Annotated in this window: 26 protein-coding genes; 14 read left to right on the forward strand and 12 right to left on the reverse strand. The window is 62.8% G+C overall.

From position 1 onward, the window contains the following. The first annotated feature begins 7 nt into the window (after nucleotides 1-7). A complete protein-coding gene (locus tag IP86_RS02245; protein WP_054160947.1) occupies nucleotides 8-1,072 on the forward strand; it encodes a UDP-glucuronic acid decarboxylase family protein in 1,065 nt (354 codons plus the stop codon). 35 nt (nucleotides 1,073-1,107) lie between these two features. Here the strand turns inward: IP86_RS02245 and IP86_RS02250 are convergent, their stop codons facing one another. Then, the gene (locus tag IP86_RS02250; protein WP_054160948.1) at nucleotides 1,108-1,653 is read right to left on the reverse strand and encodes an NUDIX hydrolase; all 546 of its coding nucleotides are present in this window, start codon (nucleotides 1,651-1,653) and stop codon (nucleotides 1,108-1,110) included. Between the two features lie 139 nt (nucleotides 1,654-1,792). Here IP86_RS02250 and IP86_RS02255 point away from each other — a divergent pair, with 139 nt between their 5' ends. Beyond that, a complete protein-coding gene (locus tag IP86_RS02255; protein ID WP_054160949.1) occupies nucleotides 1,793-2,299 on the forward strand; it encodes a DUF1003 domain-containing protein in 507 nt (168 codons plus the stop codon). 397 nt (nucleotides 2,300-2,696) lie between these two features. Here the strand turns inward: IP86_RS02255 and IP86_RS02265 are convergent, their stop codons facing one another. From IP86_RS02265 to IP86_RS02280, 4 genes are all read right to left on the reverse strand, one after another. Next, nucleotides 2,697-3,425, reverse strand: a complete 729-nt coding sequence (locus tag IP86_RS02265) for a Crp/Fnr family transcriptional regulator (RefSeq protein ID WP_245290508.1) — start codon at nucleotides 3,423-3,425, stop codon at nucleotides 2,697-2,699. Nucleotides 3,426-3,769: 344 nt separating this feature from the next. Beyond that, a complete protein-coding gene (locus IP86_RS02270; protein WP_054160951.1) occupies nucleotides 3,770-4,630 on the reverse strand; it encodes an SDR family oxidoreductase in 861 nt (286 codons plus the stop codon). Nucleotides 4,631-4,690: 60 nt separating this feature from the next. Beyond that, on the reverse strand, nucleotides 4,691-5,422 hold the full coding sequence (locus IP86_RS02275) for a DUF72 domain-containing protein (RefSeq protein ID WP_054160952.1): 732 nt from the start codon (nucleotides 5,420-5,422) through the stop codon (nucleotides 4,691-4,693). Nucleotides 5,423-5,425: 3 nt separating this feature from the next. Next, the gene (locus tag IP86_RS02280; protein WP_054161061.1) at nucleotides 5,426-6,595 is read right to left on the reverse strand and encodes a zinc-dependent alcohol dehydrogenase; all 1,170 of its coding nucleotides are present in this window, start codon (nucleotides 6,593-6,595) and stop codon (nucleotides 5,426-5,428) included. Nucleotides 6,596-6,895: 300 nt separating this feature from the next. Between IP86_RS02280 and IP86_RS02285 the strand changes: the two genes are divergently transcribed. Together IP86_RS02285 and IP86_RS28420 are read left to right on the forward strand one after the other, a co-directional pair. Beyond that, a complete protein-coding gene (locus IP86_RS02285) occupies nucleotides 6,896-7,459 on the forward strand; it encodes a DUF4142 domain-containing protein (RefSeq protein ID WP_082363794.1) in 564 nt (187 codons plus the stop codon). A gap of 76 nt (nucleotides 7,460-7,535) precedes the next feature. Further along, a complete protein-coding gene (locus IP86_RS28420; RefSeq protein ID WP_156332355.1) occupies nucleotides 7,536-7,697 on the forward strand; it encodes a hypothetical protein in 162 nt (53 codons plus the stop codon). Between the two features lie 122 nt (nucleotides 7,698-7,819). Here the strand turns inward: IP86_RS28420 and IP86_RS02290 are convergent, their stop codons facing one another. The 3 genes from IP86_RS02290 to IP86_RS02300 form a co-directional block, all read right to left on the reverse strand. After that, nucleotides 7,820-8,314 (reverse strand): ferritin-like domain-containing protein, encoded by a 495-nt coding sequence (locus tag IP86_RS02290; RefSeq protein ID WP_054160953.1) that lies wholly within the window; start codon nucleotides 8,312-8,314, stop codon nucleotides 7,820-7,822. 67 nt (nucleotides 8,315-8,381) lie between these two features. Continuing rightward, nucleotides 8,382-9,017, reverse strand: a complete 636-nt coding sequence (locus tag IP86_RS02295; protein ID WP_054160954.1) for a cysteine hydrolase family protein — start codon at nucleotides 9,015-9,017, stop codon at nucleotides 8,382-8,384. Next, the gene (locus IP86_RS02300; protein ID WP_156332356.1) at nucleotides 9,014-9,385 is read right to left on the reverse strand and encodes a hypothetical protein; all 372 of its coding nucleotides are present in this window, start codon (nucleotides 9,383-9,385) and stop codon (nucleotides 9,014-9,016) included. Before IP86_RS02300 ends, IP86_RS02295 begins: the two co-directional genes overlap by 4 nt. A gap of 131 nt (nucleotides 9,386-9,516) precedes the next feature. Here IP86_RS02300 and IP86_RS02305 point away from each other — a divergent pair, with 131 nt between their 5' ends. Together IP86_RS02305 and IP86_RS02310 are read left to right on the forward strand one after the other, a co-directional pair. After that, nucleotides 9,517-9,933 (forward strand): hypothetical protein, encoded by a 417-nt coding sequence (locus IP86_RS02305; RefSeq protein ID WP_156332357.1) that lies wholly within the window; start codon nucleotides 9,517-9,519, stop codon nucleotides 9,931-9,933. Next, a complete protein-coding gene (locus IP86_RS02310) occupies nucleotides 9,930-10,979 on the forward strand; it encodes a patatin-like phospholipase family protein (protein ID WP_245290509.1) in 1,050 nt (349 codons plus the stop codon). The genes IP86_RS02305 and IP86_RS02310 overlap by 4 nt, the downstream gene beginning before the upstream one ends. A 226-nt stretch (nucleotides 10,980-11,205) precedes the next feature. Here the strand turns inward: IP86_RS02310 and IP86_RS02315 are convergent, their stop codons facing one another. Further along, entirely contained in the window at nucleotides 11,206-11,991 is a 786-nt protein-coding gene (locus IP86_RS02315) for an SDR family NAD(P)-dependent oxidoreductase (protein ID WP_054160957.1), read from the reverse strand. A gap of 252 nt (nucleotides 11,992-12,243) precedes the next feature. Here IP86_RS02315 and IP86_RS02320 point away from each other — a divergent pair, with 252 nt between their 5' ends. Next, complete coding sequence (locus tag IP86_RS02320) at nucleotides 12,244-12,492, forward strand: DUF378 domain-containing protein (RefSeq protein WP_054161064.1); 249 nt, start codon at nucleotides 12,244-12,246, stop codon at nucleotides 12,490-12,492. Nucleotides 12,493-12,522: 30 nt separating this feature from the next. Then, nucleotides 12,523-13,251 carry an alpha/beta fold hydrolase gene (locus IP86_RS02325; RefSeq protein WP_197279594.1) on the forward strand — a complete coding sequence of 243 codons (729 nt, stop codon included), beginning with the start codon at nucleotides 12,523-12,525 and terminating at the stop codon, nucleotides 13,249-13,251. Here the strand turns inward: IP86_RS02325 and IP86_RS27840 are convergent. Further along, nucleotides 13,182-13,919, reverse strand: a complete 738-nt coding sequence (locus IP86_RS27840) for a DUF4336 domain-containing protein (RefSeq protein WP_082363758.1) — start codon at nucleotides 13,917-13,919, stop codon at nucleotides 13,182-13,184. The genes IP86_RS02325 and IP86_RS27840 overlap by 70 nt on opposite strands. A gap of 242 nt (nucleotides 13,920-14,161) precedes the next feature. On the opposite strand from IP86_RS27840, the gene IP86_RS02335 reads away from it, so the two are divergent. After that, nucleotides 14,162-15,037 carry a manganese catalase family protein gene (locus IP86_RS02335; protein WP_054160959.1) on the forward strand — a complete coding sequence of 292 codons (876 nt, stop codon included), beginning with the start codon at nucleotides 14,162-14,164 and terminating at the stop codon, nucleotides 15,035-15,037. 59 nt (nucleotides 15,038-15,096) lie between these two features. On the opposite strand, the gene IP86_RS28945 is transcribed toward IP86_RS02335, so the two are convergent. Next, entirely contained in the window at nucleotides 15,097-15,324 is a 228-nt protein-coding gene (locus IP86_RS28945; protein ID WP_197279596.1) for a hypothetical protein, read from the reverse strand. A gap of 293 nt (nucleotides 15,325-15,617) precedes the next feature. On the opposite strand from IP86_RS28945, the gene malQ reads away from it, so the two are divergent. From malQ to IP86_RS02360, 5 genes are all read left to right on the forward strand, one after another. Next, on the forward strand, nucleotides 15,618-17,774 hold the full coding sequence (gene malQ / locus IP86_RS02345; RefSeq protein WP_054160961.1) for a 4-alpha-glucanotransferase: 2,157 nt from the start codon (nucleotides 15,618-15,620) through the stop codon (nucleotides 17,772-17,774). Between the two features lie 37 nt (nucleotides 17,775-17,811). Continuing rightward, entirely contained in the window at nucleotides 17,812-18,531 is a 720-nt protein-coding gene (locus IP86_RS02350) for a Crp/Fnr family transcriptional regulator (RefSeq protein ID WP_054160962.1), read from the forward strand. A 42-nt stretch (nucleotides 18,532-18,573) separates the two neighbouring features. After that, a complete protein-coding gene (locus tag IP86_RS02355; protein ID WP_245290510.1) occupies nucleotides 18,574-19,230 on the forward strand; it encodes an HWE histidine kinase domain-containing protein in 657 nt (218 codons plus the stop codon). A 222-nt stretch (nucleotides 19,231-19,452) separates the two neighbouring features. Beyond that, entirely contained in the window at nucleotides 19,453-19,650 is a 198-nt protein-coding gene (locus IP86_RS27845) for a hypothetical protein (RefSeq protein ID WP_082363797.1), read from the forward strand. A gap of 77 nt (nucleotides 19,651-19,727) precedes the next feature. Next, nucleotides 19,728-20,057: a response regulator gene (locus tag IP86_RS02360; protein ID WP_245290511.1), complete on the forward strand. Its 330-nt coding sequence runs from the start codon at nucleotides 19,728-19,730 to the stop codon at nucleotides 20,055-20,057. An 87-nt stretch (nucleotides 20,058-20,144) separates the two neighbouring features. On the opposite strand, the gene IP86_RS02365 is transcribed toward IP86_RS02360, so the two are convergent. After that, complete coding sequence (locus IP86_RS02365) at nucleotides 20,145-21,371, reverse strand: hypothetical protein (protein WP_054160964.1); 1,227 nt, start codon at nucleotides 21,369-21,371, stop codon at nucleotides 20,145-20,147. Nucleotides 21,372-21,434: the final 63 nt, after the last annotated feature.

A 21,434-nucleotide genomic window follows, 5' to 3' on the forward strand; every position in this document is an offset into this window, starting at 1 on the left:
AGGCGTGATGACAATCCAATATCGAAACGGGCACGCACGAGCGGATCACGCTCGTCGAACGCTAGTGACAGGCGGCGCCGGCTTTATCGGATCGCATCTGTGCGATTCGCTGCTGCAGCGGGGCGACACGGTCGTATGCCTGGACAATCTCTTCACCGGCACGATGCACAATATTCGGCCGCTCCTCAATCACCCGAACTTCCAATTCATCGAGCACGACGTTCGCGAACCGCTTGAACTCGACGGCGAGTTCGATCGCATCTTCAATATGGCCTGTCCGGCGTCGCCGCGGCATTATCAACGCGATCCGGTGGGAACGATGAAGACATGCGTTCTCGGCACCATCAACGTGCTGGACCTCGCGCGGGCAAAAGGCTCTCGGGTGCTGCAAGCTTCCACCAGCGAAATTTACGGCGATCCCGAAGTCCATCCGCAGACCGAAGACTATGTCGGGCACGTCAATGCCACGGGTCCGCGTGCTTGCTACGACGAGGGCAAGCGTGCCGCCGAGACCCTGATGTTCGACTACCATCGTGTCCACGGCGTCGAGATCAAGGTGGCGCGCATCTTCAATACCTATGGACCCCGAATGCTGGAGAACGACGGTCGGGTCGTTTCCAACTTCATCGTTCAGGCGCTGCGGGGCGAGCCGATTACGATATACGGCAACGGATCACAGACACGCAGCTTCTGTTTCGTCGCGGATCTGATTCGAGGCCTGGAGCTTCTGATGGAATCGCCCGCCGAAGTCATAGGCCCCTGCAATCTCGGCAATCCGCACGAGGTGACCGTCGAGGCGATCGCCCGCGAGATCGTCGAACGCACGCAATCGACGTCGCTTTTGCAGTTCGAGCCGCTCCCGGTGGACGATCCCAAGCGCCGCAAGCCGGCGATCGACACCGCCATGCGAACCCTGGGCTGGCGGCCGGAAGTGGCTCTCCAAGACGGGCTAGAGGCAACGATCGCCCACTTTGCGCTGCGCATCGCAACGCCGGACGCCTCGGTGCCACCGGCAGATCATCGTTCCGGGAAAGCGGTGCGCCGGCGACTTTCCCTCGCCAGCAAGACATAGACAGGACGTTGCCGGTCCGCGGACTACTGTCGCTCTCAGATGCTGATCAGACCTTTCATTACGGCGAGCGCCAGCACGCCGAGATGCGTCTGCTCGCAGAATTGCCCCGACAGCGCCGCTTCGCGCACCTCTGCGGCCGTAGCAAGGATGACGCCGACACCCTCCTCCTCGATAAAGCTCGGTTGGCGCTCGCGGGTGCGAATAAAATACGAATGAGTGATGTTGCTGATCCGGCTCGAGCAGGTTGCCCCTTGTCCGAGGAGCTCAATCGAACCTGTTGTGTAGCCGGTCTCCTCCCTCAATTCCCGGACCATCGCGTCGGCCGGGTCCTCGCCGTGCTCAAGCAGCCCCGCCGGCAGTTCGAGCGACATTCGCTCGATTGCCGGACGATACTGTCGGACCAACAAAATCTCCGATTGCGGGGTAACCGCGAGCGCAACGATATAGTCTCGCTGGCCGATCGCGTAGTACGTCTCGGCTGGCGTCTCCGGCCCGAACTGAACCTCGCGTGTGATGATCTCCAGCCAGGGTGAAACCGCCGTTCGGGCCCGTCCAACAATCCTTGGCCATCCCTCCGTCATCGTCCCTCCTCACTACGATTACCAAATCAACGAGCACCACAATTTCGTTACAGCCCGGCGCCGCCGGCTTTCAGAGACAACATGGAACGGCGGCGGTGAACTGTATTTGTCCCACTTCACGAAGGACCGGAGCGGTCGAATGAATCAGCGCCATCAATCGGCGGGCCTAAGCGCCACGCTGCACCACAATATCGATGCTCTCCGCGAAAAACGGCGTCAAGAGCATCTGGCCATGGGACTCGAAGAGAAGGTCGCCGCTGCGATCACGTCCTTTACGGGCAGCATGAGGTTCGTGTACTTGCACTTGCTGATCTACGGCTCGTGGATCGTCTTCAACGTCCTCCCGGGCCTGCCGCATTTCGATCCGTCATTTGTCATGCTGGCGATGGTGGCTTCTGTCGAGGCTATCTTCCTGTCGACCTTCGTTCTGATCAGCCAGAATCGGGCAATGAAGGCGACGGACAAGCGCGACGATCTCGATCTTCACATCAACCTGCTCGCCGAACACGAACTTACCACCTTGATCAGACTGGTGAATGCCATCGCCGAGAAATTGGAAGTTGCGCTTGCAGACCGCAACGGCGATTTGGCTGAGGTGACAAAGGACGTGGCGCCGGAGGCGGTCATGCGCGAGATCGAGAAATGAGATGAAGCGCGCCGCCGTAGCCGGGGTGACCTAAGTTCGCCGACCGCGGCCCGGACCAGAGTGCCGCTGGTTGGCAGATCGCTCCACGACGACGGCGACAGGGCCGAGGTCCTCGTCCGCCCTGGCTGCCCACTTGCGCGCCTCAGCGGTCCAGAATGCGCGCCGTGCCGGCTCCACTTCTGCGCGCTGCAGGCAGAGCTCCGCTTGATGAAGGCAGGCACGGCGTCGATCCATCGTCATCTGCAGCGTTCCATCGAGCATCCATCATATTCCAGCCTTCGATCCGGCTCGGCGCAGCAGGCTCGCGGCAGTTGTCCCGACCGGATCATCGCCGATTGGAGCGGGAACCGCATTAACGTGAGATGTGGAATCGCGACGGCGCCACGCGGCCAAGCGACTACTGATCGGGCGACGTGCGGATTTCCGCCGCGCCAAACCGGCTGCTCGGTCTCCGTGCAAGTTCCGGTGGCGCCGCGTGAAGATAGCCCGGATCAAACTCGGCGATGGCGAACAATTGCCGGCTGCGAATGGTCAAACGACCTTGCACCAGCTCGATCAGCTCCATGCTTCGAAGCTGCTGCAGGACGCGGTTGATGTGGACGTAAGACAGGCCCAAGGCGTCGGCAAGCTGGCGCTGGGTGAAAGGAAACGCTACCGCCTCCTGGCTCCCGCTCCATTGCTGCATCCGATACGAAACCTCACATAGGAAGTGAGCGAGCCGCGCTTGCGCCGAGCGGCGACCAAGCCAGATCAGCCATTCGCGCTGAATGGCGGCCTGCAGCGCGGTCTCGCACCATAACCCCCTGATGATCGCCGGGCGGCTGTCCATCAACGGCAGCAGCTCACCGTGGGGCACCTCCAGCACGACCGCGGAAGCCGAAGCGTAGATCGAGACCCTCGCGCCCCCTAAGACAGGGTCGCCCGGATTGAGAATATCGCCCGGCAGAAAGACGGCCACAATCTGCTGGTTCCCGTCCTCCAGCGTCCGCACCGCATATGCGGTGCCGGAGCACAGGAAGATCAGTGCCGAAGCACGCGTACCCTCGTGTGTGACGAACTCACCCTTTTCAAAGAGACGGGCGGGACGGGCAACCGACAGCAATGCCGCCTGGTCGGGCTCCGGCAAGCCCAATCTCCCAGCCACCTTGGCGAGAAACGGGGCGAACCGATGCGGCCTGCGGCTCGGGACCGCATCCGGCCCGTGAAATCCGGAGCGTTCTGAGACGCCGAACCCCGACGATCCGTGGCCAGCCGACCGCACTTCCTTAGGTAAGCCGCGGGCCGCTGTCGCCTCGGAGTTCTCGAAGACCCGGCGCTCGCGTGCGGCAGGCCGTGTTTCGCCTGGAGTTCTATCGTTCATGATGTGGCCTGCAACATGATCGAAGCCTCCGAACAGGAAACAACGCGGCCCGAACCGGGACGTTCCGCGCGGGGAGACCGCCGCTAACCACGTCGAACCTGACGCCGACGTCAGATAAACGGTCTTCCCCCTGTGACCGCCACGGTCGTGCCCGACGTGTAGCTCGACAACGGGTCGGCCAGCATCACATAGGCAGTGGCGAGTTCAGCTGGCTGCCCGGCGCGCTGCATCGGCACGTTCTTGCCGAAATTAGCGACCGAGTCTTCCGACATCGTCGACGGGATCAACGGCGTCCAGATCGGCCCTGGCGCCACCGCATTGGCGCGAATACCCTTCTCGGCCAGCATCTGTGCCAATCCGGCGGTGAAGTTTTGGATCGCGCCCTTGGTGGTCGCATAGGCAAGCAGGGATGGATTCGGCATATCGGAATTGACCGACGCCGTGTTGACGATGGCGCTGCCCGGCTTCATGTGCGGCACAGCCGCCTTCGTCAGGTAGAACATCGCATGGATGTTGACGCGGAACGTCAGCTCCCACTCCTCATCGCTGATCTCGCCGATGTCACCGAAGGTCGCCTGATGCGCAGCGTTGTTGACCAGGATGTCCACACCGCCGAGTTCGTCGATCGCCTTCTGCACCACGTCCCGACAGTGCGCCGCGTTCTGCAGATCACCCTCGACCAGAACCGCTTTGCGGCCCTCCCGCTCGATCAACGCTTTGACCTCGGCGGCATCCTCGCCCTCGTTCAGATAGGAAATGAGCACGTCAGCGCCTTCTCGGGCATAAGCGATCGCCACCGCACGACCGATACCGCTGTCGCCACCGGTAATGATCGCCTTCAAACCCTGCAGCCGCCCCGACCCTTTGTAGCTGGTTTCGCCGTGATCCGGCCGCGGGTTCATTGCCGCAGTAGATCCGGGCATTGGCTGCTGTTGCTTGGGAAACGGCGGGGTCGGATAGTTTTGCGTCATGGCGGACTCCGTTGGATGCCGTATCAATTGATCAATGCGAGCGTCGTTCCTTGCATCGGATCAGCGCGATCCGAGCATCTGCTGCAGCCGCAGCGCGTCGAGCGGCGCCGCACTCTTTTGGTCGTTATCGAAGAAGACGAAGACGTCGTATCCCCGTCCCCGCCAGCCCCTGATCGACGTGGACCAGTCTTCGAGGGTCTGTCGGCTGTAGCGCCCGTGATAACGACCATCTGGACCATGGCCGCGGACATAAACAAAGTCTGCGGTGCGCCTCCACGGCGCAGGCGCGTCGTGATGGTCCGACAGGCAGAGCGACACGTTGGCGCGCCGAAGCAGTCGCTGGATGTTCCCGGCGTACCAACTGGCGTGACGGAACTCGAAAGCGTAGCGTCGCCCGGGCGAGAGCATCCCGAGAAAGGATTCCAATCGCGGCTCGTCGACGACAAATTGAGGTGGAAGCTGAAACAGGATGGGTCCAACTTTATTGCCGAGCAGGCTCAGCCGAGCCTCCATCAGGGCGAGACTGTTGGCGCAGGCCGGCGATAAGCGTTTCCAATGCGTGATGAACTTCGACGCTTTCCAGGCGAAAACAAAATCGTCGCCGGTCGTGTCATGCCAGCCTGACACCGCAGCTGGGGTCGGCGTCCGATAGAAGACGCCGTTGAGTTCGGCCGCGCTGAACTGGCTGGCGTAGTATTGCAGTTGCCGGTTCACCGGCATTCCGGCCGGATAGAACGGTCCGCGCCAGGATGGATAATGCCATCCCGACGTGCCGATCAGAACACGCGCCATCGATCAGGGCTTCATGACCACCTTGATACATCCGTCCTGCTTGTCGCGAAACGTCTTGTAGAGCTCGGGGCCTTCCTCGAGCGTCGCCCGATGTGTAATCACGAACGTCGGATCGATCTCGCCCTTTTCGATCCGCCCCAGCAACTGCGGCAAATAGCGCTGGACGGGTGTCTGGGCCATACGGAAGGTCAATCCGCGATTGACCGCAGATCCCATCGGGATCTTGTCGAGAAGGCCGCCATAGACCCCGACGACGGAAACGATTCCGAAGTTTCGGCAGCAATGAATGGCCTGACGCAGGACGTGAGGTCGATCCGTTCCCATGAACGTCGCCACCTTCACACGGTCGACCACAGCGTGGAAGCCCGAGGCCGTATCTGGCTCGGTACCGACCGCATCGATGCAGGCATCGGCGCCACGACCGCTGGTCAGATCCTGAATGCGATCGTACACGTCGTCGGCCCTGAAATCGATCGTAATGGCGCCGGAGGCACGCGCCATTTCAAGACGCTCTGGCACCGTATCGATCGCGATCACGCGCTCAGCACCAAGCATGAAGGCGCTCTTGATGGCGAACTGACCGACCGGCCCACAACCCCAGATCGCCACGGTTTCGCCGCCCTTCAGCTCACAGAAGTCAGCCGCCATAAACCCGGTCGGGAAAATATCGGACAAGAACAGCACCTGCTCGTCGGTGAGGCCGTCGGGCACCTTGATTGGACCGACATCCGCATAGGGGACGCGCATGTACTCGGCCTGCCCGCCCGCGTAGCCGCCGAGCAGATGTGAGTAGCCGAACAATCCTGCGGGCGAATGCCCCCACAACTTTTCCGCCTTCTCGGCATCCCGGTTCGACCGCTCGCATCCACTGAAAAAGCCGTTTTTGCAGAAGAAGCATTCGCCGCAGGAGATGGTGAACGGCACCACGACCCGGTCGCCGACCTTCAGCTTCTTATTATCGGGACCGACCTCGACGACCTCGCCCATCGTTTCGTGGCCGAGCACGTCGCCGCTCTTCATCTGCGGCATCACCCCGTCGAACAAATGCAGATCGGACCCACAGATAGCACAGGCGGTCACTCGGATAATCGCGTCGCGGCCGTGCTCGATCTTCGGGTCCGGTACACTCTCGCATCGGATATCGCTCTTGCCATGCCAAGTCAGCGCCTTCATCGTCATCTCCGAGTGTGTGCGTTGCCGGTGACAAACGTCGGCGATGTCGGTTGTTCCTATCGACGGACCGCTACACCGGGCCGCCTGCCCCGGCGCGGAGTGCCTCGGCCGACGGGCGGCTAACTAAGGATGGTGAGCATGGCGCGCAGGGTCGCAGATGGCCTTAGGCGTCCGACCTCAGGTGGAACATTGCGGTGCGGCTGCCGTTGGGCGGAAAACTGCCCACAAGATCTTTCTGCTGCAAAGCCCGGTCAGATCAATTGATACGTCACCCCGTCCCGCCGAGTGGAGGATGCCACTATGAAACCAACCACGATCCTGTTGAGCTGTCTCCTGCTCGCTTCCCCTGCGCTGGCTGACCGCGCTGCGGCCCAAACCAATGCTGCTACCGCGCCGGCCGTCAGCCCGGCGACGCAGCAGTTCATCACCCGTGTGGCAGTCTCGGACTTGTTCGAAATTGCCACCGCGCGCTTGGCTCTGGCGCGGGGGACCGAGGCGCAGAAGGCGTTCGCCAATCAGATGATCGAAGACCACGGCAAAACGTCCTCCGAGTTGCGTCAGATCATGGTTGTGCGGTCGGTGAATGTCGACCTCCCGAGTCAGCTCGACAGCGCGCATCAAGCCAAATACGACCGGCTGAACGACGCGCGCGGCCAAGATTTTGCTGTCCTCTATACCGAGCAACAGGTCGAAGCCCATAAGGAAGCGATCGCGCAATTCCAGCGTTACGCGCAGGCAGGCGACATCCCTGAATTGAAGGAATGGGCATCCAAGACACTGCCAGCACTGAAGCATCACCTCGAAATGGCAGAAGCGCTGGGCGTGAAAAATGCTGCGCCGACCAGCGGCCAATCCACCAAGTAACGGGTGCCCACGCCCGGATTAGGACCAAAGCGTCCGGCGACCTGGCCGGACGCCTGTACGACCAAGGGTTTTCGGCATGCCTCTGGACCGCTCTAAATGGATCGACCTGCTCCAACACTTGCAGCAAGCCATCGCTCTGGCGCGCGAGTTGGAGTTGCGTCATCTGGAATACCTGCTGACGATGGCAGAACTCGAAAGTCACGACCGGATCGGGACTGTCCGGGACAGTAGCGTGTAGGCGCGCTTCGGGACGATCGCTGATCAGAGCGCAAAGAACAGGCCAACACAGACAAACCGAAATAGAAAGGCGCGGCCGTCGAGGCCGCGCCTTTCTCCATCACTCGATTGCCCGCGGCCGCATCATGCGGCCTGTGCGACACGGACATAAGACCGCGTGACGTTGTCGATGTTCTTGTCGATCCAGGCGGCCATCGCCTCTTCTTCTTTCAACGACGCTTCGAGCAGCGGCTTCGCCGACGACATACCCGTGAGGTCGGCCAGCGAGAGCAGCGACTTGTAGGCAGCGATCTCGAATTGCTCGAACGCATTGTTGGCAAACGTATTCTTGAGGATTTCGTCGGGCATCACGGTGTGAGCCAACGCCGCCATGTTGCCCATCAGTGATTGCGTCGCGTCCTTCATCGTCGAAGCGGTCTCGCCGCACGAGGCGAGACACTCGTCGAGCCGCTTCAGCTGCGTCTCGGTTTCGCGCAGATGCTCCTGAACACGCGCCTTGACATCCGGGTACTCGTCCAGCCGCTCGGACTGCCGCTCCATCATCTCGCGCGCCTGGGTCTCCATCGCATGAGCATTGCGCAGACCGGTGATGAAGATGTCTCGTACGTCCTGTGCCATGTTGTCTCCGTGGCCATGGTGAAAGTGGATCGCGCTTCAACGTGCCCTGAACCCGACAGTTCCTGTGTCAAACCGGTCCAAACGCCGCGTCGCGCTCCGGCCTCCACAGTTCGGACAGCTGGTCGATGGAGACGAGGTCGATCTGTTCGTGGAACCGGGTGCGATACATGGTCATCAGTGCATCGTGCCCGGGATCCGACGAACTACACAGCGCGTCCTCGACCAGAACGACCCGATAGCCGAGATCCACCGCGTCCAGCACCGTGGCGAGAACGCACACGTCGGTTTCGGCGCCGGTGACAACGACGGTCCCGATGCCTAGCCGCCCCAGCAGAGCGGCAAGACCCGAGTGTTTGAATCCGGAATACACGGGCTTGTCGACCACGACGCCGGGCGGCACCAGGCGCGCCAGCTCCGGAACGAGGTCGAGCTGATCCGGCGGCAATTGCTCGCGGGTCGCGGCTTTCCAACGCTCATAGTAGCGTCGCCAGCGTCCGGCACAATCTTCCGCCCGTTCAGGGGGAATGAAGCGCGTGAAGATCGTCCGATGCCGATAGCGAGATGCGACGTCGACGATCGCCGGCCCGACCCGAGCCATCCAGGGAGTTTCCCACACCCCGCCCACCGAAAAGATGCGCTGCATGTCGATGCACAGATGTGCGGCGTCCCTGATCGGCTCAACTGCCTCGGGCGTCTTGGTCATGGCGCTCGGCCGCGGATCTCGGGAGCTGGCGAACCCGGTCGCCGCTCGGTGATCAAGACCAGAATCCAGGCCAGGATCCCTATCGCAACGACAAGCCAGACATAGCCCGGCAGGTCCAACACGGCCGCCAGGACCACCATGGCGGCTCCGAAGATCGCATCGAGCGCCAGATGCAGCGGCATCGGCAGCACGCGAACCACGCCCCATTCGTAGTCGGTCATCAGGCTATAGGCGATGCCCAGGCCGCCGAGAGCGATGAAGCTCCAACGCGCAGCGCCGTGCCACCCTGCGACGAACGGCAGCGCGATCACCAGCATGGAGACGAGATAATCGAGCAATCCGTGTAGTCGGGTCGGCAAAATCTGCAAATCGTCTCTCCTCACTCGGCGTCGGAGCAACCCCCACCCCACACCGGCGTTCCTGTCAGCTGAAACTGAGACGCGACGAATTGGAACAGCTCAACTGCGGCCTCGTTGCGGCCAGACAGAAGGAGATCGGCATGACCAAGGCTTCCCTGCAGATGACCTCGACAGAATCGCGTCAACTGGCGCGGGCGCTCGGGTGGTTCTCGCTCGCGCTCGGCGCCGCCGAGTTGATCGCGCCAAACCGCCTTACGCGCGCATTGGGAATGCGGGGCAGCGAAGGCCTGGTCCAACTCTACGGACTCCGGGAAATCGCCAGCGGCGTGTCGATCCTATCGACCGAGTCCGCGGCATCGGTCTGGAGCCGGGTTGCCGGCGACGCGCTGGACGTCGGCACGCTGGCCCTTCATCTGCGCGATGACAATCGTAAAAAGGCGAATGTTGCAGTCGCCATCGCCGCCGTTGGCGGCATTGCGTTGCTCGATTTGGCGTGCGCGGCGGGCCTCTCCAAGAACGAAGCGCACGACAGAGCCGACGCGCGAGCCCTCCGTTGACCGACCGACCGTCACCCACGCGGCCAGATCGGTCCGGCATCGACGGCCCCGTCACGGCGCTAGTCTTCGGCGGCGGCCTCAGCCTGGCCGCATATCATGGCGGCGCTTATCAGGCTTTCGCAAATCACCGTCTACCGCTGCACTGGGTAGCCGGGTCGTCAGCAGGCGCGATCACTGCCGCCCTGATAGCCGGGAACGCGGCCGAGCATCGAGTGCCTCGCCTGTTGGAGTTCTGGGGCATCGCCGCCGAGGCTTCGGTCGCCAGCCCGTTCGCGCATTTTGAAGGGTGGGTGAGCGCCCTCCGCGCCCACGTGGTCGGCGACATGGCGCACTTCTATCCGCGTTTTCCGTCCCCTCTGCTGTTTCACAGCCTGTACGATCTGGCGCCGATGCGACGCCGCTTGTCCGGCCTGATCGATTTCGCGCGGCTGAACGGCGGAGAAACACGACTATCGGTCGCGACCACCGACCTGCGCAGCGGCGACCCGGTGATCTTCGACACGGCGTGCGATCGGATCGAATTGGATCATCTGCTTGCAAGCTGCGGTTTTCTTCCAGAGTTTGCACCGGTCACGATCGGAACGAGGACCTTGGGCGACGGCGGTCTGTCGCTCAATGCGCCGTTCGATCCCATCATGCAGGAATGCCTCGCACCGCTGCGTCTGTTCGTGCTCGATCTCTACGCGCGCGACGATCGGCTTCCGAGCAGCTTGGAAGCTGCGCTGGAACGCAAGAACGACCTGCTGTTTGGAAACCAGACTTATCTGCGCCTCAAGGACAAGATCAGCATCCGGCATCTGCAACGGCAGAGAGACGGCACGTCCCGGGGCGACGATGAAATCTCTCTGTTGAGCTACCGTGCCGGAGCGGATGAGCCCGGGCCGGAGAAGAGCTTCAACTTCTCTCGGGCCGCCCTCTCCCGCCGCTGGCGGACCGGCCGCCTCGACATGGAGGCGGCGCTATACGGCGCTCTGGGCGGCCGGGACGGCCTGCGTATCATCCGACGCGAAGCAGGCACGGTTACCGACGAGCGCGAGCGCCGGTGAACGATGCCAAGTCGACCTCATCGGTCGACATGAAGCCCCCGGCGCGGCGCATCGCGGCGTCCTTCAGCTACTTATCAGGCCGATCTTCCGTGCAACTGGTGACGGGCGGCGTGCGCCGTAATCGCGAGACGTAGATGGCGTTGAGCGCCCAGGTGGTGATAGGCGCCTCTATGAACTCTTCGGCGCTCTGCGAGCAGAGCATGCCATCCCTGAGGCCGTGACTTGCCTAGCTGTTGGCGCTGCCAGGCTCGGCCATTCTGCGGTGTTGGCTGGCCAATACGCCGGACGGGACCACGTTTGCGGCAGCAGACATCACCTTGTTCTTCCAACCGCTGACCACGTCGCCTTCTCCGCTCATCATCGCGTCGAACCCGATCTGAGCCACCTCACCAGCATCGTCCTTTTCGGCAGCACCCACCTTGGTATCGAGCATATCGGCGCGGCGGAAGAAATCCGTCTCCGTCGCGCCCGGCATCAGGCAGGTGACCGTAACAGCGCTGTCTCGCAGCTCTTCGCGCAGGGCGAAGGAGAACGAATTGAGGAAGGCCTTGGAGGCGTTGTAGACCGCCTGAAAACTGCCCGGCGTGAAGCCGGCAATCGAGCCTGTAATCAGAATCCGTCCGGAATTTCGACGACGCATCTCATTGCCGATCCGGTGGATCAGGTACAGCGTCCCTGTCACGTTGGTGTCGATGACCTTGCGCACGTCGGGAAAGTTCTGCTCGAGAAAAGCGTGCCCAAGACCTCGCCCCGCATTGGCCAACAAGGCGTCCACAGGTCGGCCTTTCGCTGCTTCGCACAGCCGGTTGACGCCCTCCTCGGTGGCCAGGTCCGCCTGCACCGCTTCCACCGAGCGACCGCCCGTCCGCAGCTCGACCGCCGCCGCCTCGATCGCAGGCTCGTCAGCCGCGATCAAAAGGTCAAATCCCGCCTTGGAGCAGCACCGCGCCAACTCCAGCCCGATGCCCGTGGAAGCTCCAGTAACGATCGCAAAGGGAGTTTGTCCGGTCATGCGCGCTCCGTTTATCTGCTGGATTTGGCTCGACAACCACCTCCGCTGCGACGCGTTCCTCGTTAGCCAAAGGCCTAAACGGCGGTCGGCCGTTACTCATCGACCGCCGCTTCTACACGTCGATCGTCCAGCCATTGCTTCGGATGCCCCGGCATTTCGCTGCGACGACAAGACACTTGCCCGATCGGCGTGATTAGGAACAGGCGCACAATACGCATGTTGACCGACCTCTCACATCTCTTGGAGAACGCCATGCGCATCGTCAACATCATCACTCTTTTACTCGTTATTGTCGGCGGCCTGAATTGGGGGCTGGTCGGGTTGTTCGATTTCGATCTCGTCACTGCAATTCTCGGCAACGGAGCAGCCGAAACTGCGACATCATCGGCTGCTGCGCGCGTGGTTTACATTCTGGTAGCGGTCTCGGCGCTGTATCAGATCACGACGCTGACACGCCTCCTCTCGGCACGATCGACCGCATACGGAACCGGCACTTACTAGACGAGCGGGACCCCAAACGAGATGTCCCGAATGGACGGAGACGATGGATTTCGCCGGATCGTCGGCAACGACGATCGCGGCGGGATCTACTTTCTGCCTTGGCGGACGAGCTTTCGGACGGCCGTCCGTTTCGGCCTTCTCGGCTTGCGCCGGTGGCGGCTCTGCTATCAGCTACCGATCAGCATTGTCTCGCCGGATCCGGAGCGGGCCGCCGCCTCGATCCGGCGCGTCCTCGCAGACGCCACCGAGCAGATCGAGCGCGGGGGTCCGCCGTCGCTACTGATCGGCCTGAGTATGGGCTCGGTGCCGGCAACCGTGCTCGCCGGACGCCACCGGACGCGGCTCTGGAGCTTCGCATCCGCAGATCGGGGCGACCTCATGATCTGGCAAAGCCCGGCGGCACGAGCCGTGCGCCATGCAGCCGAGGCACGCGGGCTGACGCTGGACGACTATACGCGCGCGCTGACTGGCCTTAACCCTGTCGAATGGTTGGACCGCATCGATCCCCGCAGCCGCTTCTCGATCGGCGCCTTCGATCGTTTCGTGCCGCTCTCGCGGCGATACGAATTGATGAAACGGGCCGCGAAAACTATTCCGATGCAGAATGTCCTGATCGAGCCGCTCGGCCATCTCGGGGTGATGGCTCTCAGCCCCTGGCGGCAGCGGCAATGGGCGCGCGCGGCGCAGCGTCAGTCGAGCAGCCAGTCGAGCGATTTCTGCAAGCGTGCCGTGCCGTTGGTCTCGAACCAACGCCCGTGAGCAAAAAGCACACGTTCGGGACGCCATTGCTCCACAAGTTCGCGCGCGACCGCTTGCGCGGCGGCGCGGTTTCGGTTGATCGCAAACCGATAGTACACCGGGGCGCGACCATTCGGTCCCACCACGCCGACCATGCGCGCCAGCGGACGAACCAACGGCGCGATTCTATCCGGCTCGAAATTCTGAACAAGATCGACGAGAATCGCGGTCTGGGTCGGCAGATGCTGAAAGATCACTTCGGTCACGCCGAAGCCTCCGGTCAGCACTCTTTGCTTGAGGACGTCCGACCATATAGCCGGGGCACGCTCGCCAAGATCCTCGTCGATCCGCAGCCCGGATTTCTTCACTGCACCACGCTTCCGTAAACCAGGCGAGGCCCACGTCATAGCGTCTGGGTGCCGCGCCTGCCATTCCTGCATGAAAGTCCAATGCGCCACGCTCGGCGCCACCAGATGCCCGATCACACCTAATTTCGAAAGCTCTGCGTTCAAAGCGTCGGACCAACGCGTCGGCGAGTGCAACATGATCTGCCCGTTCGGGAGCCGGATTACTGTCATGCGGACCGGCAATGGAATCCCCATCGCCGACATCGGCCCACTGTCGACCAGCCACAGTCCCTCGGCCACCTGCTTCAGCGTGTCGAGTGGAGGATAGGTGACGCGGCTCATTGGCAGGCTCCGATCATGTCGTGGACGGTGCTGAGATCGATCCCGCTTCCGAACAACCGCCGTCTGAGCCGGTTCCTAACGTTGCTACGCCTAGGACGCGCGGCTTCCACCTGCGCTCCGCGAAGCGGTGAGCGATTAGGAACAATGCGAAATGCGACCGGTTTGCGCAGCACCCTGAGAGAGCACTTTCTTCACCGCTCTCAGGTCATCCAGCGACCGACTAAGCTTGAAAGGAACGACCAATGTACTATCACGACAAGCGGCTGCAGTATCCAGTTCGCGTCGAGAAGCCGGACCCGCTGTTTGCCCGGCAACTCCAGCAGGCAATCGGCGGCGTGGAAGGCGAAATCCGCGTCTGCATGCAATACTTCTTCCAAGCATGGGGCGCGCGCGGCCCAACTAACAAGTATCGCGACCTGCTGCTCAACACCGCGACCGAGGAGATCGGGCATATCGAAATGCTCGCCACCGCAGTGGCGCTCAACCTCGAGAACGCGCCGTTGAGCGCTCAGGAAGAAGGCGCTGCCGACAAGATGGTCGGCGCGGTGATGGGGGGCGAGAACAGCCGGCAGACCATCGAGGGTATGCTGCAGCGGCATCTGCTATCGACCGGCCTCGCTGCGTTCCCGGCGAACGCCGAAGGTGTGCCGTTCGACTGTTCGCACATCTATGCCAGTGGCAATTTGGCCGCCGATATGTACTGCAACGTGGCGGCGGAAGCGACCGGCCGGACACTCGCGGTCCGCCTGTTCAATTCGACCTCCGATCCGGGCATGCGCGACATGCTGCATTTCATGATTGCGCGCGACACGATGCATCAGCAACAGTGGTTGGCGGTGATCGAGGAAATGGGAGGCGCCGCCGCGCTTCCGATCCCGAACAGTTTCGATCAGAGCCAGGAGCACCAGCGCTTCAGCTACTTCATGATGGGCACCGGCCGCGATGGCGATCCGCTGCCTGAAGGCCGCTTCTCGTCGGGCCCCTCGATGGATGGACGCGGCGAATTCTACGCCGGGCACTTCGAGCCGCTCGGCGAAGAACCGGTCCTGGGCCCAGCTCGGCCCTTGTCCGGCGCACAGGCCGAACAGATCGACCCGACTGGAGCCAAGGTCAAGTAATAGCCGGCCGACTGCGATGCCGTGGGTGCAGCGCCCCCCGGCATCGCGACCGTGGCGCCTCACTCAGTACGCAAGGCCTCGCGTCGCAGGCCGCTCCGGTTGGCCGCAGCATGACCCGCAGCCTCCAGGTCTTGCAAAGAACAGGCTCCCGCTCGCGCGCATTCGGCGATTTTTGCAGCGAGATGGGCCCGCACGGCGTGCTCTTCGCCATTCTCCAGAGTTCCGCAAACACGATCGAGGGCCATGCTCATGTTGGCCAGAGTCCGGGCGTCGAAATCGTCCATCATTGGTTGTTCCTCCAGCGCGAGCCTCATTCGCTCGTCAAGTCGTTACAGGCGATCCAGACAGGACGATGCTAGCCCGGCTTCGAGGTCCCGTCTCTAACCTATGGCAAAAGCTTGTCGCCAGGGCGGCGGCTTCTCACCCGTGCGGTAGGGATGACGCCTTGGCTTGGCTACGCCGGGGGGACGCTCGGAACACTGAGCACAGCTTCGGGTTGACCAGCCAGCGTCGAGAACTCGGGCATCGCAACACGATCGTGCAACGCCATAGGTGGCCTCCGACGCCGGCAGGAGCACTCGTGGACGCAGAACAGATTAAATGCCTCGCCTCGCGCTACGGGATAGCGCTCACCTTCGAGGATGCCCGCGGCAACACCGTCGAGACCGATATCGAGGTCATCCGCAAGCTGCTGATCAGCATGGGAGTGCTGCCCCCGCACGGTGATCTGGCAGACCAAGCGGACCTCTCCCCCTTTCCGCCCGCGCTGGTGCTCCGCCCCCGGAATGGCGCGATTACGATCGATCTCGCCCCCGGTGTTCAAGAGCCCGGTTCGAAGTGGCAACTCGTCCTCGAGGATGGCACGACGCGGCGGGGCCGCACCGCGACAACCGCCGCGACCGGGACGTCCTCAGCTCGCCTGGTCCTGGCCGACGTCCCCTACGGCTATCATCAATTTACACTGGGCGGGTCCGGGGCACAGACGACGCTCATTGTTACGCCCGGCACTTGCTGGCTGCCCGACAGCTTCGAACGCAACGAGCCGAGCTACGGGCTGTCGCTCCAGCTTTATCTTCTGCGGACAGAGCGCAACTGGGGGATCGGAGACTTCACCGACCTGGGGCAGATGGTCCGACTTGCAGCGGCTCGCGGTTGCGATGTTCTCGGCCTGAATCCGTTGCATCAAATGTTCACCGACAACCCGGAGCACGCCAGCCCCTATTCGCCGGCCAGCCGGCGCTTTCTGAATATTCTCTACATTGATGTCACGGCGGTCCCGGAATATCGAGCATCGCGGATGACGCAAGAGCTGGTGACGTCGTCTGGCTTCCAGGAGCGGATCGAACAGGCGCGGCGGTCTTCCCAAGTCGACTACGCGCTTGTCGCCACCCTCAAGCTGGAAGCACTGCGCCTCCTCCACGCCGAGTTCCACAAGCAGGCGAACGCAACCCGGCGCGCCGACTACGAGCGGTTCGTTGCAAGCGAAGGCGAGAGCTTGGCGAGCGCTTCGCTGTTCCAGGCTTTGCGGGACCATTTCGCCTCGGTCGAGCCGGCTGCCGTGGACTGGCATCATTGGCCCGACGCCTACCGCTCTCCGACCGCAGAGGGCGCGCGCGCTTTCGCTCGCGAACATTCAGACAAGGTGGATTTCCATAACTGGCTGCAATGGATCGCCGATCAGCAACTCTCAGCTGCGAGGGACGCCGCCACGGCGACCGGCATGAAGGTCGGGCTTTATCTCGATCTCGCCGTCGGCTGCGACCGCAGCGGGTCGGAGACGTGGGCGAGCCCGTCGGATTACATGGCCGCCGCCGAAGTCGGGGCGCCGCCCGACATCTTCAATCCGGCCGGTCAAAACTGGGGGCTGCCGCCGCTCAATCCAGTGTCGCTGACCGCGCAGGGTTATCGCCCGTTCATCGAGCTGCTACGCGCCAACATGCGGCACGGAGGCGGATTGAGGATCGACCATGCGATGGGACTGCAGCGGCTGTATTGCATCCCTGAAGGATCGCCGCCCTCAGCGGGAGCCTATGTGAGCTATCCGATGGCAGATCTCGTCGGCATCCTGGCGCTGGAGAGCCAGCGGCATCGCTGCCTCGTGGTCGGCGAGGACCTCGGCACCGTCCCGGCGGGCTTTCGGGACCGCATGGAGGATGCCCGCATCCTGTCGTACCGAGTGTTGTTCTTCGAGGCCGATGAAGACGGCGAGTTTATCCCCGCAGGTAGCTATCCTCGGCTCGCAGTGGCCGTGGCCGGAAGCCATGACCTTCCCACCCTGCCCAGTTGGCTGGAGGGAAGCGACATCGAGCTCAAGGATCGACTCGGGTTGTACCCCTCACCGGACGATGCCATAGCTCAGCGGCGGGCGCGGGAAACGCAGCGAGACGCGGTGCTTCGCCTTCTCGGGTTGCAGGGGACCGCACAGCAACTTAACCCCGACGCCTTTTCGGCGGCCGTCCACCGCTTCCTCGGAAGCAGCGCCGCGTTGCTCGCGATGACGCAGCTCGATGATCTGATCGGTGAGCACACCCCGGTGAATGTGCCTGCCACCTCCACAGAGCATGCGAACTGGCGGCGGAAATATGCGTTGACGCTCGAGCAAATTGAACAAACCGACGGATGGAAGCTGTTGGACATTCTGGCGGCGGAACGCAGATCGGCGATCGCGAGTATCGGTGAAAGGCGCTCCTCCGGCCCTCCAGATCCGGCTTCCATGCTTGAACGCAAGCGGCGCTGATCGAACCGCTGCCGTCGGCCATGCAGGAAATCGCCCCGTGACGGATCATCCCTTTTTGCGCAAGTTGCGCCACGGCTCCCGGCTGACGACCGAGGACGAACTGCTTCTGGTCAGTCTCTTAGATCCAGCGCGCGCGATCGGTGCACGGGAAGATGTCGCCGAAGAAGGAGCCGAGCCGTTTTCGCTTCCGTTGATTGTGGACGGCTGGGCATGCCGCTACTCCACACTCGAAAACGGTCAACGACAGATCATCTCGCTGTTCGTACCGGGTGACCTGTGCGAACCTTTCGGGATGCTCCCGCGGTTCATGGATCACTCGGTCGCGACCCTCACACCGGTGATGATGTCTCCGGTGCGTGTCGGGCCGATCAAGAACGCCGCTCTGGCCAGCCGCCGGATTGAGGAGGCGCTGTGGTGGGATCTATTGGTCGCCACCGCGATTGATCGCGAGCACCTCGTCAGTCTGGGACGCCGCACCGCAACCGAGCGTCTCGGCCACTTGTTTTGTGAGCTGCATTTGCGGCTGGAGATGGTCGGATTGGTCGAGGGTCTAAGCTACGAGATGCCGATAACGCAAGCCGACCTCGGCGATCTGCTCGGCCTGTCAATGGTACACGTCAACAGATCGCTGCAGGAACTGCGACGGACGGGGCTGATGTCGTTGCGCGGCCGGCGGCTCGCGATCCACGATCTGCAAGGGTTGCGCGAATTGTCGTTCTTCGATGAGGGCTATCTTCATCCAGAGGGAGCGAACTAATGAGCGGGGCGCGATGCCGGCAGGCAACGAGTAGCGGAGGCCATGATGGTCGATGAATCCTCAAGATCTCGGATCGCGGCTCTGGAGGCCGACAACGCGCGGCTGCGGCGGTTGCTCGATCAGCAGGACGCCCCCGGCGAGCTCCGCCACCGGCTGCGCGGAACGGTCGCGTTGCTCCGCATGATCATTCGAAAGTCTTCCGAAAGCCGCAGCGACCTCGACTCGTACATGGGGCTTCTCGAGGACCGGCTCGATGCGATCGCACGCGTCCAGTCGATTGCGGACGAGCAAGGCGCGATCGAACTGCAAAAGCTCCTCGCAGACGAACTGCTGCATTACCGTCCGCTGGAAGGCGTCCGGGTGCGACTGGCGGGGCCCGAACTCGCACTGCAGCCGCGCATGGGCCAGGTCTTCGCGCTCGCGGTCCACGAACTCACCGTGAATGCCATCGAACATGGAGCCCTCGGCAGCGACACCGGGCGGGTCGATATCAAATGGCGCGTATCGGCCGCCGGTACCGAGTCGAAGCTGATCTTCGTGTGGAATGAAAATGACACGGCCACCGTCGGCAAACCGAGCCGGCAGGGGTTCGGCACCGAAGTGCTGACGCGGACGCTGGTCTATGAACTGCGCGCCACTACAAATCTGGAATTCGAGCCGGACGGGCTTCGCTGCACCATCGAATTCCCGCTGCCCTGAACGCCGGGCTAACCGACCAAGCAACGTGCCCGGGAGCGATTGACACGATCGTACGGAAGCCGACCGTTCGCCATAATCGACACACTTTCATATACGGGTCATCCCGCCGGCCGCGACCTCCGGACCGGAGCGCGAGCGCACTTACGAGCCTCCCATTAGCATAAGTGAATGCCGCAAGGAGTCCGCGACGCTAGCCTGCCTGAAACCACAGAAAGGCGATGCGTGAAGAAGCGACGCAACAGGATCAAACAGCAAACGTCCCTCGAAGAACGGCTTTCGGCCTGTTCGGAACGCTGGAAACGTGAAGCGGAAGCGAGCGGTGACAGCGAGTTGCTGGGACATTTCCAGGAGCACGCGAGGTCCGCGGAGGCCGCGCTCGGCATCATCGCTTGGCTCGAAGGGCGGGAGGATAATCGCTGACCCCGGGCGCCTCCACATCGCGCGCCATAGGCGCTGACGGGTCAGGCCATGGGCGGCTGTTTGGCCGCAGCATCCTCGTGGTCGAAGACGAATATTTCATTGCCGACCATCTGATGCGGCAGGTCGAGCAATGCGGCGCCAATGTGATCGGTCCGGTAGCAACTCTCGACGAAGCTCGCAGCTTGGCGTGGGCTAACCCGCATCTGGACGGGGCCGTACTGGACATCAATCTGCGCGGCACGTGGGTGTTTCCGCTTGCGGATGAATTAGCCGAGCGCGGCGTGCGATTCATCTTCGCCACCGGCTACGATGCCAGGATGATTCCTGCGCGGTTTGCGCACGTCGGACGATGTGAAAAGTGCGCGGACGCCGCCGAGATTACCGCGGCGCCGTTTGCGGAGTCTTGAAACAGATCGCGAGGCCAATGCGGAGCCGGCTCCGAGCCCGGGGCACCGGCCTTCCAGGCAAAGCAGCGGGGTTCGAGTGTCGCAGCATTATTGACTGTAGCTCTGCGCAAGCCCAAGACCGATCGTGACGGTCAGCAGAATGCCCGCAGCAGGAATGCACAGCGCATTGTCGAGCAGCACCGAGGTCGCGCCCAATGCCAGCCCGACAGCCGCAACGGCGGGATAGATCCAGTCGCGTCCGCGCTCTAAGGCAGCCCCGGCTAGCTTGACCAAAATGGCGGATCCGGCCGCGGCTGCGCCGACGCACCCTAGCCAGCCCAATTCGACCGCACCCGCGACGGCGACCGTCGGGGCCGTTGCGACGCCGGACGCACCCCCGCCCTGATAGAGCCGCGCCAGATCCTGGAACGCGCCCGCGCCGGCTCCCAGCCATCTCGCATCGGCAACCATCGCTTCCAGTTGCGGCATGTCTTGCGAAGGCGCGACGAACCGCAGCAGCAAGGATCCGGCGGCGGCGTTCTCGTCGCCCAGCCAGACGATCAGAACCGCCGACGCGACTCCGCCAATGACACATAGAACGACGGCGGATGCTCGCGACATATCGAAGCGCCGGATCACAGCCAACGTCGTGAGACAGCCAACACCGAGACCAACCGCCACGATCTGCGGCAGGCCTCCGGCGCGGATGAGAACCGCTCCGCTGATCAGCAGCCCTATAATGGCGATCAACACCGTCGGCGCGATTTCAGCCGCGGCGGACCGGCGGGCCGTAAATCGCTCGAGCGCGGCGATGACGAGGGCGGCGTCCAGCACGATCGCGAGACTCCCGATCAGCGCGACGGCGTCTGGCCTCACGGCCGAATGCAGCGGCAGTCTGGCATCGATCAGGCTGACGACGAGGGCGGCCAGGCCCATCAGGGTGGCGACAGCCGCGGCGCCCCGCAGCGTCAGTTCGGCACGGCGCCGATCGCGCGCAATCGCGACCGTGACGATCAGCAGCCCGAGCGTCGACGCAGCGGTCATCAGCGCGAACAAGGTATCGCCGCGATCGACCGTGATGGCCGAAACGGCGGACATCTGTAGAGCCTCGCCGGCGCTCTTCCAGATCGTGTGCGCGACGGGGCCAGGCAACGGCAGCAGTTGAACGATCAAATACAACGGCATCAGCAGCACGGCCCACCCGACCCCGGCAAGCGAACGCCTGATCTGATCGACGTCGGAACCGCGCAAGCCGACCGCCAAGGATATCAGCCCGACGCCGACGACGATTATCTTCGCCTCGCCCGCGCCCTGGCTCGACAGAAGCGACAGCAACGGGGCCAGGCCAAGCAGGGCGAGAAGAGAATTAAATGGGGCAGCCACCGCGAACCATTAAAT

The organism is Rhodopseudomonas sp. AAP120, assembly GCF_001295845.1.
Lineage (GTDB): Bacteria > Pseudomonadota > Alphaproteobacteria > Rhizobiales > Xanthobacteraceae > Rhodopseudomonas.